Genomic DNA, 11637 nt, shown 5'->3' with positions numbered 1-11637 from the left:
CTTGGGCATCGTCGATCGAGGCCAGGGCGACCTGACCGGTCACCTGCCCGGAGGCCGGGTTGGTCACCGGCGCCGTCGAACCAGACGAACCCTCGAAGATCTTGTTGTCCACCCAGTGGGAGATGGTCTTGCTCATGGTGTCGTCTACTTTCCGTACTTCGCGACGTATTCGGTCATGGTCTTGAGCTGGTAGCGGGACACCTCGTGGGCGGTCTCGTCCTCGGCGAAGACCGAGGACACCATGACGGTGTCATCGCGGTCGTAGAAGCCGAGTTCGGCCAAGCGGGAGAAGAATTCGTCCCAGTTGATATCGCCGTCGCCGATCTTGAGGTGCTGGTGCACCCGGACCGGGTTGCCCGGCGGGTTGGTGATGTAGCGCAGGCCGTGGCTGCGGTGATGATCCATGGTGTCGGCGACGTGCACCAGGCGCAGCTTGTCACCCGCGGCCCGCATGATCTCGGTCATGTTGCCGCCCATGTGGTAGCTATGGCAGGCCACGTACACCATGCCGATGTTCGGCGAGTTCACCCCGCGGATGATGCGCACCGCCTCCAGGCCGTCCTCGACGAAATCGTCCGGGTGCGGGTCGATCCGGACATCGATGCCCTCGCGTTCGATGACGGGCAACAGTTCCTCCATCGATCGGAAGAAAGCTCGCTCGGACTCCTCGGCCTTCTCGGGCCGGCCGGAGAACTCGGTGTTGATGACGTTGACGCCGAGATCGACGGTGATCTGGATGACGCGCTTCCAGTTGCGCACCGCGGCCTCGCGGGCATCGGGGTCCGGGCTGGCCCAGCGCAGCACGGGCAGCACCGAGGCGATCCCGACACCGGCATCGGCACAGGCCTTGCGGAACTTCGCCACCAGATCGTCATCGGCACGCGGGTGGTTGAAGAACGGGATGAAATCCCGGTGCGGTGTCAGCTGCAGGTATTCATACCCCAACTCCGCCACCAGCTTCGGGAAGTCCAGCAGCGCGTAGTCGTGGTGGAACGGGGTGGGATCGAGTGCAATCTTCATGTCATGCCCCCGCGATGGACGCGCGGTCGACCAGCTTGACCTCGACAGGCAACCCGCTGTGCAGCGACTCGACACCGGCCTCGCACACCGCGGCGGCGGCGTAACCGTCCCACGCGCTCGGGCCATCGACATAGACGCCGGCCTTGACCGCATCGACCCACCGCTGAAACTCGGTGTCATACGCCTGGCCGAAACGTTCCTTGAACGACGGGGTGATCTGGCCACCCCAGTTGCCCGGCGCATTCTTGCGGATCAGCCCGACATCGAGTCCGATGGTGGCGCTCCCCTTTTCGCCGACCAGCTCGGTGCGCACCTCGTAGGCGACCCCGGTGGTGACGAACACCTCGACATCGACATGTTTGCCCGAGGCGGTCTTGAAGATCGCGATCTGCGGATCCTGCAGGCCCTCGGGTGCTCCCGGGTTGGCGCCCGGCCGGATGATCTGGACCGAGACGATCTCCTCGTCGAACAGGAAGCGCGTGACATCCACCTCGTGCACCAGCGAGTCACGAACGATCATGTCGCTGTTGAAGTTCGGCGGCACGGTCGGGTTGCGGTGCGCACAGTGCAGCACCAGCGGGGTTCCGAACTCGCCGGCATCCAGCAGCGACTTCAGCTGCACGTACTCGTGGTCGAAGCGCCGCATGAAACCGACCTGGATCAGCCGCTTGCCGAGCGCGGCCTCGGCCTTGACGACGGCCAGGGAGCTTTCGACATCGGTGGTCAGCGGCTTCTCGCAGAGCACCGGCTTGCCGTGCTCCAGGCACGCCAACAGCTGCTTCTCATGCGTCGGGCCCGGGGTGGCCAACACCACCGCGTCCACCTCGGGATCGGCGATGGCATCGAGCGGATCGACGATGGCCCGGCAGCCGGGGATCCCCGTGGCGATCGCCTCGGCCTTGTCGATGAGGTAGTCGTTCACCACGACGACGCGCGCGCCGGAGATGCGGGCGGTGATGCGGGCGACATGGTCGGCGCCCATCATCCCGACACCCAGGACTGCAATCTTCAGATCGGACATTGTGTTTGGCCCTCTTAGTTGAAGCGAACAGACGGGACGCCACAGGAACCCAGGTATTTCTGGGTGCGTTTGGCGATGGGCAGCGGAGCGTCGACCTCGCAGGGGTACATGTCCTGCTCGACGATGGCGAACACGTCGATGCGCAGCTTCTCGATCTCGGCGAGCAATGGCGGCATCTCCGGAATGCCCAGCGGCGGTTCGGTCATCGCGCCGAGCTTGACGGCCTCGCCGAACGGCAGGTCCTCGGCCTCCACCTTGGCCCGGACCTCCGGATCGACCTGCTTGAGGTGAAGGTAACCGATGCGCTCGGGGGCGCGCCGGATGATGGCGATGTTGTCCCCGCCGCAGTAGGAGATGTGGCCGGTGTCCAGGCACAGGTTCACGAACTCGCCATCGGTGCCGTCGAGGAAGCGGTAGACGTTCTCCTCGGTGTCGACATGGCTGTCGGCGTGCGGGTGGTATTGCGCACGGACACCGTACTTCTCGAACATCGCCTTGCCCAGTTCGTTCATGCCCTGGGTCTTCTGGCGCCACTGCGCGGGGGTGAGGTTACGATCCTCCAGCACCGCACCGGTGGCCGGGTCGCGCCACATCTCCGGGATGACGACGACATGCTTGCCGCCGGCGGCGGCGGTCAGCTTCGCGACATCTTCGATCTGGCTCCATACCGAGTTCCACGCGTCGTCGCCGCGGGTCTCGGACTGGTGGAGGTGCTCGAACACAGTGCCGGCCGACAGCTTCAGTCCCCGGGACCCGAGCTCGTCGAGCAGTTGCTGCGGGTCGGCGGGCAGGTAGCCGTACGGACCCAGTTCGATCCACTCGTAACCGGATTCGGCGACCTCGTCGAGGAACCGGGTGTACGGGGTCTGCTGCGGGTCATCCGGGAACCAGACACCCCAGGAGTCGGGTGCGGATCCTACGAGAATGCTTGCCATGGCTTTGGTGTCCTCGTTGACTAGGAGTTGACTAGGAGGGGCGGAGATGCGGGCGTTGGACCTTTTTCCAGCCCGAATAGCGTTGGTAGGCGGTCTGCGTGGACTCCAGGGTGGAGGTCTCGCTGACGGGGACGTCCCACCAGGAGAAGCTGTCCGGGGCGTAGATCCGCGGGTCGGTCTCGACGTAGATGACGGTGACGCGGTCGGCGGCCTTGGCCACCTTGACGGCATCCGCGAACTCGGCGGCGGTGGCGACCTTGATGACGTCGGCGCCCAAGCTTGCGGCATTGGCAGCCAGATCGACCGGAAGTATGTCACCGTCCAGGCGTCCCTCGCTGCCCCGGTAGCGGTAGTCGGTGCCGAACCGTTGTGAACCGAGCGACTCGGAAAGCCCACCGATGGAGGCGAATCCGTGGTTCTGCACCAGCACCGGGATGACCTTGACACCTTCCTGTACTGCGGTGGTGATCTCGGTGGCCATCATCAGGTACGAGCCGTCGCCGACCATGATGAACACATCACGATCCGGTGCCGCCATCCGCACGCCGATACCGCCGGCGACCTCGTAACCCATGCAGGAGAAGCCGTATTCGACGTGGTAACCCTTACGGTCGCGGGTCCGCCACAGCTTGTGCAGGTCACCCGGCATCGATCCGGCCGCGCACACCACCACATCGCGCGGGTCGGACAGCGTGTTCACCAGACCGATGACCTGGTTCTGGTTGAGCTGAACCCCGTCCTGGGTGGCGTAGACACCGGAAACGGTGTCCTCCCACTCGGTGGCGAGTTCGGTGACGCGGGCGCGGTATTCGTCGCTCACGGTGTACCCGGACAGGGCCGGCGCCAATGCCTCGAGCGTCTCGCGGGCATCGGCGACGACGCTGATACCGCCCTGCTTGACCGAGTCCAGCGAGGCGACGTTGATGTTGACGAACCGGACGTCCGGGTTGTTGAACGCGGTGCGCGACGCGGAGGTGAAATCGCTGTATCGGGTGCCGATGCCGATGATCACATCGGCCTCGGCGGCCAGCGCGTTGGCGGCGGTGGTACCGGTGGACCCGATGGCGCCGACGCTCTGCGGGTGGTCGTACGGCAATGACCCCTTGCCGGCCTGGCTCTCCGCGACGGGGATGCCGGTCTGTTCGCACAGCGCGGCAAGCGCCCCTTCGGCGAATGAGTAGTGCAGACCGCCGCCGGCCACGATGAGCGGTTTGGTCGCCGACGCGATGACCTCGGCGGCGCGCGCGGTCACCGAACGCTCGGGGAGCGGCCGGGCGATGTGCCAGGTGCGCTCGGTGAACAGCGATTCCGGCCAGTCATGCGCCTCGGCCTGGACATCCTGCGGAATGGAGACGGTTGCCGCCCCGGTCTCGACCGGGTCGGTGAGCACACGCATCGCACCCAGCAGGGCCGCGGGAAGCTGCTCGGGACGCCACACCCGGTCGAAGTACCGCGACAGCGGTTTGAACGCATCGTTCACCGTGACATCTCCGGACGACGGCAGCTCGAGCTCCTGCAGCACGGGTGAGCTGACCCGGGTTGCGAAGGTGTCGGCGGGCAACAGCAGCACCGGCAGCCGGTTGATGGTGGCCAATGCGGCGCCGGTCAGCATGTTGGTCGAGCCGGGGCCGACGCTGGCGGTGACGGCCCATGCCTGCAGCCGGTCCTTCTGTCGGGCGTAGGCAACGGCGCTGTGCACCATGGCCTGTTCGTTGCGGCCCAGCACGTACTTCAGGCCGGGCTCGCGGCCCGCTTCCAACGATTCGACCTCGTCCTGCAGCAGGGCCTGACCGAGTCCGGCCACGTTGCCGTGGCCGAAGATACCGAAGCAGCCCGCGAAGAACTTGGTGCGTTCACCGTCGTGCTCGATGTACTGGTTGGCCAGGAATCGAATGGTGGCCTGGGCCACGGTGAGTCGCACGGTCGACTCGGTGTCGGCCAGCTTCTCGGTCGACTTGGGCGCGGTGGAAACCACGGTTCAGGCTCCTTGGGTCTTGCGCAGCGGCAGGCGCGGATCGATTTCCTGGTGTTCCCAGCTGCCACGCAGCCAGGTGTGATCGGGGTTGTCGCAGATCAGCCAGGCGCGTTCGGGTCCCGGGCCGGCCATCACGTTGAGGTAGTACATATGGTGGCCGGGTGCGGCGATGGACGGTCCGTGATAGCCGTGCGGTACCAGCACGACGTCACCGGACCGGACCTCTTCGAGAACCTCGATCGGACGTTGCGGAGTGCCGAACACCCGGTGGTACCCGAATCCCGGTGTACCGGCCGGGCTGTCGTCGATCTCGAAGTAGTAGATCTCCTCCAGCTCGGATTCGACGTCGCTGTTCTCGTCATGCTTGTGTGCGGGGTAGCTCGACCAGTTACCGCCCGGCGTGATGACCTCGCATGCGATCAGGGAGTCCGCCTCGAAGGTCGTCGCGGTGCCGAAGTTGTGCACCTGGCGGCTGCAGTTGCCCGCGCCGCGCAATTCCACCGGCACATCGGCGGCAGCCACCCGGCGATTCGGGAACGAGCGCGACGCACGTGCGCCACAGACGGCGAATCGGCCCTCGCCGGACAGCACGTACGACTGGTTGATCCCCAGGTAGACCATGTCCGCGGGACCGTCGAAAACCGATGCCCGCGGGCTGAGTTCGAAGGTCTCGCCATCACATTCCACCGTCCCGCCGCCGGCCAGCGGCAGGATCATCACCTCGGTGGCACCGGTCTGCAAGCTCTGCGAACCGGCCAATTCGAGGACCTGCAGCGAGGACTCGCTCCAGCCGGCCGATTCCGGCGTCACATCGACGGTGAAGGGTGCCGGTGCGGTGCGGGCGGGGATGTACCACTTGGAGTTCATCGTGTCACCGCACCATCGCGACGGCGGTGGCCACCGCACCGGCGACATCGTCGTCGGGCGGGTACAGCAGGGTGCGGCCGACGATCAGGCCCTTGACCGCGGGCAGCGCCAGCGCCTTCTCCCAGCTGGCGAACGCCTCGTCGGGATCGGTCGGATCGCCGCCGAGCAGCAGCGTCGGCATGGTGGTGGCTTCCATCACGCGGTCCATCTCGTCGACGACCGGAAGCTTCATCCAGGTGTAGGCGGACGTGGATCCCAGGCCCTGGCTGATGTGGATCGACTTGATGACGGCATCGGGGGTCAGATCATTGCGCACCTTGCCGTTGACCCGTGCCGACATGAAGGGCTCGAGCATGGCGATCAGGCCGTGGGCGGCCAACTCGTCGACCGCCTGCGCGCAGGCGGCCATGGTGGCCACCGTGCCCGGGTCGTCGAGGGCGATGCGGCACAGCATCTTTCCGCCGTTCATCCGTGCGGCCGCCGTCGATGCCGCGGTGGCGCCGGTCATTCGGTCGTCGAACTCGAAACCGGCACCGGCCAGCCCGCCGCGATTGAACGACGAGAACACCACCTTGTCCTCCAGCGCCCCGAGCAACACCAGGTCGTCGAGGATGTCGGCGGTGGCCAGCACGCCGTCGACACCGGGATCGGCCAGCGCGGCGCGCAGCCGGTCCAGCAGGTCGGAGCGGCTGTTCATCGCGGTCGGTCGGTCGCCGACGGCCAGTGCCCCACGTGCGGGGTGGTCGGCGGCGACGATCATCAGCCGGCCGTTGCCGCGCACCGTCGGGCGGGTGGTGCGGGCCTGCCAGGCCTTGGCGACCGCGCCCGGGTCGGCGGTGCGGATCCCGGTGACATCCGCGTACGTCTGCGCCGCGGCGAGCGAAGCGACGGGGGATACGTTCGGACTCGCCGCTGCGTTTTGATCAAACATTGACGGCCTCCACGGCGGTCTGCTCGGCCAGGTCGGCGACCTCGGCGGCGGTGGGCATTGCGGTCGAGCACTCCAGTCGTGATGCCACGATGGCGCCGGCGGCGTTGGCGTAGCGCAGCGTCTTCTCCATCGACCAGCCGTGCAGCAGGCCGTGGATGAGGCTGCCGCCGAAGGCATCTCCGGCGCCGAGTCCGTTGATGACGTCGACCTCGTTGGGCGGAACCGTCACCGAGGCGTGCTTGGTCTTGCCGAGCACGCCACGCGGTCCCTGCTTGACGATGGCCAGTTCGACACCCAGATCCAGCAGGGCGTCGGCGGCCTTGTGCGGGTTGGTCTCGCCGACGGCGATCTCGCATTCCTCACGGTTGCCCACGGCGACGGTGACATACTGCAGCGCCTTTTGAACCTGTTCGCTGGCGGCGGCCGGGGTGGCCCAGAACATCGGCCGGTAGTCGAGGTCCAGGACGGTCAGCGGTGCGCGCGAACGTGCCGCCCAGGCGGCGAAATGCGCGCTGCGGCTGGGCTCCTCGGACAGACCGGTGACCGTCGACCAGTACAGCCGGGCGGACCGGATGGCGTCGAGGTCCAACTCGTCGCTCTGGATCTGCAGATCGGGAGCCGACGGCTTGCGGTAGAAGTACAGCGGGAAGTGGTCGGGCGGGAAGATCTCGCAGAACGTGACCGGGGTGGGGTACTCGTCATGCGTCGCCACGAATCGGTCGTCGACTCCGAGGCGGGCCAGTTCACCGCGCACGTAACGTCCGAACGGGTCGGCGCCGACACCGGTGATGAGCGCGGCCTTGTTGCCGAGCCGGGCGGCCGCGACGGCGACGTTGGCCGCGCTGCCGCCGAGGAATTTCCCAAAGGACTCAACATCTTCGAGTCCGATACCGGTCTGCAGCGGATAGACGTCAACACCGCTGCGCCCGATGGCGATGACGTCGAACGGCTCCGTGCTGGATTGTCTGTCAACAGACACTGTGGCTCCCGAAACTTCGATTGGCTGGGCTCGACTATGACTGTGCCTTGCATCACTCATAGATGTCAATAGTTTGTCCTGACATTCTAACTTTCGATCATGAGGGTGTAATCTTCAGCTACTCTTTCTGATCACCGGCCCGAGATCGGAGTGGATGTGCCTCTAGCTGTTGAGCTCGACAGGTCCAGCCCTGTGCCTCTCTACTACCAGCTCGCGCAAGCAATCGAAACGGCGATCCGCAACGGTGATCTCGCGCCTGGTGACCGTTTCGAGAACGAACTCGCGCTGGCCAGCCGGCTGGCGTTGTCCCGCCCGACGACGCGGCGGGCCATCCAGGAGCTCGTCGACAAGGGCCTGCTGGTCCGCAAGCGTGGCGTGGGCACCCAGGTGGTGCAGAACCCCGTGCATCGACGTGTCGAGCTGACCAGTCTGTTCGACGATCTGGCGAAGTCCGGCCAGGAGCCCACGACCCAGCTGCTGGAGTACCACATCGGCCTGGCCGACGACGAGATCGCGGCCGAGCTCAACCTGGGCAAGAGCCACGAGATCGTCACCATCCAGCGGCTGCGCTGCGCCAACGGTGAACCGCTGGCCGTAATGACCAACTACATGCCGGTCGAGATCGCCCCGGATGCCGACGAGCTCGAAGCCAGCGGCCTCTATCAGGCGCTACGGGGGCGCGGCGTGCACATCCGACTGGCCCGCCAGCGGATCGGTGCGAAGCCGGCGACCCGCAATGAGGCTCGGCTGCTGGACGAGAAAGCCGGATCACCGTTGCTGACCATGAGCCGCACCGCGTTCGACGATTCGGGCCGCGCGGTGGAATTCGGAACACACTGCTACCGCGCGTCGCGCTACTACTTCGAGACCACGCTGGTCGACCGCTGAGATCGGTGCGTTTGCGCTCGCCACACGAGCGCAAACGCACCGAAAGCTCAGGAGAACGCGGCGCGGAACGCCTCCAGGGCCGCCTCGCTGTCGCCGGAGGCATAGGCCTCCAGGCCGACGGTCCCGGTGTAGCCGATGTCGCGCAAGGCCCGGGCCACCGCGGGGTAATGGATCTCGCCGGAACCCGGCTCGCACCGTCCCGGAACGTCGGCGACCTGGATCTCCCCGATGGCGTCACCGCAGCGGCGGACGAGTTCGACGAGGTTCCCCTCACCGATCTGCGCGTGGTACAAGTCCAGCATCATCTTGACGTTCGGGTGCCCGACACCCTCGATCAGCGCGAGGGTGTCCTTGGCGCGGGCCAGCGGCACACCGGGGTGGTCGACGATCGTGTTGAGGTTCTCCACACAGAACGTCACGCCGGCCGCCGCGCCCAGCTCGCCGATACGCTCCAACGCGCGCAACGCCGTCAGCCACATCGCGCCGGTGGTGCGCTGCCGGGGCCGGGCCGCCTGACCGTCGACCAGTTCGGCAGTGTGCAGGTTCAGCCGCGGCACCCCCAGCGTCTCGGCAGCCTTGATGCTGAGCTCGGCGGTACGCACCACCTCGTCGGCGGTGGCCGGATCGATGAGATCGCCGTGGAGGTAGCCGGTCATCGACGAGAAGCGTGCACCGGTCGCGGCCAGCGCGTCCAGATCCTTGTCATGCCAGCTCCAGATCTCGACATCGAAACCGAGCTCGTCGATCCGCTTGACGCGGTCCAGCAGCGGCAGGTCGGTGAAGACCATCTCCGAACACGCCGCGAGCCTCATGCCGGGACTCCGCTCAGGACGACGGGTGCCTTCGTCTCGATGGATTCCCGTGCGGCGAGCGCGATCTCCAGCGCGACGCGGGCGTCGGCACCGGTGACCGACGGCTCGGTACCGGCCAGCACGTTCTCGGCGAAGTGGGCGAACTGCGCGGAATACGCGTCGGCGAACAGCTCGGTGTTCAGCTTGCCCGCGTTCTCCGGTGACCGGCCGGCCAGCAGGACACCTTCCGAACCGAACACCTCGCCGCGGATGTCGTAACCGTAGACGGCCTGGAAGCTGGCCTCGGCGACTCCGAATGCGCCGTTGTCGAACCGCAGCTGGACCACCGAGGTATCCAGGAAACCCTGTTCGGCGAACTGCGGATGCACCAGGGCGTCGGCCTGGGCGTAGACCTCGGTGACCCGGGCGCCCGGGTTCAGCCAGCACAGCGTGTCGAAATCATGGATCAACGTCTCGTTGAAGATCGTCCAGGGCTTGACCCGGGCCGCGACCTCGGCGGCGATACCGGGATCTCGGGTCAGCGATCGCAGCAGCTGTGGAGTGCCGACCTCGCCCGCGTCGATGCCGGCGCGCATGGTGGCGAAGTCCGTCGCGAATCGCCGGTTGAAGCCGACCTGCAGCGCCACGCCCGCGGTGCGCGCCGCCTCGATCGCACGGTCGGCATCGGCCAGGGTGAGCGCCATCGGCTTCTCACAGAAGACATGCTTGCCGGCCTGGGCCGCGGCCACCACGAGGTCGGCATGGCTGGCGGCCGGCGAGCAGATCGCCACCGCCGCCACACCGGGGTCGGCGATCAGTTCGAGCGGATCCTGGTAGGCGCGCGCACCCGAGAAGCGTTCGGCGGCACCGGGTACTGGATCGGCGACGGCGGCCAACCGGGTGTTCGGCAGTCGCGACGACAGCGTTTCGGCGTGGAAGCTGCCGATCCAGCCGGCACCGATGAGGCCGAAAGAAAGAGTGGGGGACATGAGAGTTGCTCCGATCGACTAGAACGTTCTAGTAGACGGTAGGTCCGACCGGCGTAATCCGTCAACGGCCGAAAGTAGAACGATCTAGGATCGAGTTCGTGCAACGCAGACCGACCCTGGCGGATGTGGCCGCGCGGGCCGGTGTCTCGCCCGCGCTCGTATCGATCGTGATGCGTGATGTCCCGGGGGCCAGTGATCAGACGCGTGACCGGGTGCGGCAGGCCGCCGAGGAGATCGGCTATCGGCCGGATCCGCGAGCCCGGCGGCTGCGCCAACACCGCACCCGGCTGCTCGGGGTGACGTTCACGCCTGGGCAGGAGTTTCACGCCGACCTGGTGGACGGTGTCTACCTGGCCGCCGAACGGGTCGGATACGACGTGGTGCTCAGCGGTGTGACACCGCATCGTGATGAGGCACGTGCGCTGCGGACACTGCTCGACGATCGCTGCGAGGGGCTGGTGCTGATCGGTCCGGACGCTGCGCCGCGACGGTTGGCAGAGCTTGCCACCCGGGTGCCCGTGGTCGTGGTGGCCCGGCGGGTGCGCGGGGTCGACGCCGTACGCAGCGACGATGTCGCCGGCGCCGTGTTGGGGGCCGATCATCTCATCGACCTCGGGCATCGCGAGATCGCCTACCTCGACGGTGGGCGGGCGCCCGGCGCGGCCGAGCGGTTACGCGGCTACCGCCGTTCTGTGCGGCGGGCGGGGCTGGTCGAACGGCTGCTGCCCGGCGGTCTGACCGAGCGTGACGGGGCAGCCGCTGCCACCCGGCTGCTCGCCGAACCGCACTTGCCCACCGCCGTCTTCGCCTTCAACGATCGCTGCGCACTCGGCGTCATGGACGTCCTGATACGTGCGGGAGTGTCGGTGCCCCAACAGATATCGGTCATGGGATTCGACGACAGTCCGCTGGCGGGACTGGCTCACGTCGACCTGACCACCGTGCGCCAGGACGCCGCCGGACTGGCCGAAGCGGCGGTTGCCCGCCTGGTCGAGCGACTCGACGGAGATGACGCGACGTCCGACATCGTCGACGTGGTCTGCGAGCCGACGCTGGTGGTGCGCGGCTCCGTTGCCGCCCCGGCGTCTCGCGACCTGGCCCGATCGGCCCTGGCAAATGACGTGCAGTCCTAATGTCAGGACAAACTATTGACTTTCCGGTGTGAGCCGTATTACATCAATACCGCAGGCGTCGCGTCCGGCACTCGGCTCGTTGGCCGGTGCTGTCGCTGCGGCGAAATG

11 protein-coding genes are annotated in these 11637 nt (G+C 66.8%); 2 read left to right on the top strand and 9 right to left on the bottom strand.

Annotation, left to right across the window (positions count from 1 at the left end):
* Positions 1-144 precede the first annotated feature (144 nt).
* Genes ACLBYA_RS13430 through iolC form a run of 7 tightly spaced genes read right to left on the bottom strand, consistent with a single transcriptional unit; the run spans position 145 to position 7728 of the window.
* Positions 145-1020 (bottom strand): sugar phosphate isomerase/epimerase family protein, encoded by an 876-nt coding sequence (locus ACLBYA_RS13430; protein WP_447709895.1) that lies wholly within the window; start codon positions 1018-1020, stop codon positions 145-147.
* Position 1021: 1 nt separating this feature from the next.
* Positions 1022-2041: a Gfo/Idh/MocA family protein gene (locus ACLBYA_RS13425; protein WP_447709894.1), complete on the bottom strand. Its 1020-nt coding sequence runs from the start codon at positions 2039-2041 to the stop codon at positions 1022-1024.
* 14 nt (positions 2042-2055) lie between these two features.
* The gene (locus ACLBYA_RS13420) at positions 2056-2976 is read right to left on the bottom strand and encodes a sugar phosphate isomerase/epimerase family protein (protein ID WP_447709893.1); all 921 of its coding nucleotides are present in this window, start codon (positions 2974-2976) and stop codon (positions 2056-2058) included.
* Between the two features lie 31 nt (positions 2977-3007).
* Positions 3008-4951 carry a 3D-(3,5/4)-trihydroxycyclohexane-1,2-dione acylhydrolase (decyclizing) gene (gene iolD, locus ACLBYA_RS13415; RefSeq protein WP_447709892.1) on the bottom strand — a complete coding sequence of 648 codons (1944 nt, stop codon included), beginning with the start codon at positions 4949-4951 and terminating at the stop codon, positions 3008-3010.
* A gap of 3 nt (positions 4952-4954) precedes the next feature.
* Positions 4955-5818, bottom strand: a complete 864-nt coding sequence (gene iolB / locus ACLBYA_RS13410) for a 5-deoxy-glucuronate isomerase (RefSeq protein ID WP_447709891.1) — start codon at positions 5816-5818, stop codon at positions 4955-4957.
* Positions 5819-5822: 4 nt separating this feature from the next.
* Complete coding sequence (locus ACLBYA_RS13405) at positions 5823-6749, bottom strand: Cgl0159 family (beta/alpha)8-fold protein (protein WP_447709890.1); 927 nt, start codon at positions 6747-6749, stop codon at positions 5823-5825.
* Positions 6742-7728: a 5-dehydro-2-deoxygluconokinase gene (gene iolC / locus ACLBYA_RS13400; RefSeq protein ID WP_447709889.1), complete on the bottom strand. Its 987-nt coding sequence runs from the start codon at positions 7726-7728 to the stop codon at positions 6742-6744. Before iolC ends, ACLBYA_RS13405 begins: the two co-directional genes overlap by 8 nt.
* Positions 7729-7878: 150 nt before the next feature.
* On the opposite strand from iolC, the gene ACLBYA_RS13395 reads away from it, so the two are divergent.
* Positions 7879-8616 carry a GntR family transcriptional regulator gene (locus ACLBYA_RS13395; RefSeq protein WP_447709888.1) on the top strand — a complete coding sequence of 246 codons (738 nt, stop codon included), beginning with the start codon at positions 7879-7881 and terminating at the stop codon, positions 8614-8616.
* Positions 8617-8663: 47 nt separating this feature from the next.
* Here the strand turns inward: ACLBYA_RS13395 and ACLBYA_RS13390 are convergent, their stop codons facing one another.
* Positions 8664-9428, bottom strand: coding sequence for a TIM barrel protein (locus tag ACLBYA_RS13390; RefSeq protein WP_447709887.1), 765 nt, complete (start codon positions 9426-9428; stop codon positions 8664-8666).
* Positions 9425-10396 (bottom strand): Gfo/Idh/MocA family oxidoreductase, encoded by a 972-nt coding sequence (locus tag ACLBYA_RS13385; protein ID WP_447709886.1) that lies wholly within the window; start codon positions 10394-10396, stop codon positions 9425-9427. The genes ACLBYA_RS13390 and ACLBYA_RS13385 overlap by 4 nt, the downstream gene beginning before the upstream one ends.
* A gap of 98 nt (positions 10397-10494) precedes the next feature.
* Between ACLBYA_RS13385 and ACLBYA_RS13380 the strand changes: the two genes are divergently transcribed.
* Positions 10495-11529: a LacI family DNA-binding transcriptional regulator gene (locus tag ACLBYA_RS13380; RefSeq protein WP_447709885.1), complete on the top strand. Its 1035-nt coding sequence runs from the start codon at positions 10495-10497 to the stop codon at positions 11527-11529.
* Positions 11530-11637 lie beyond the last annotated feature (108 nt).

The sequence above is a fragment of the Mycobacterium sp. C31M genome (assembly GCF_053345865.1).
The sequence above is the reverse complement of the archived record's forward strand: the minus strand, read 5'-3'. Positions and strand labels throughout refer to the sequence as shown.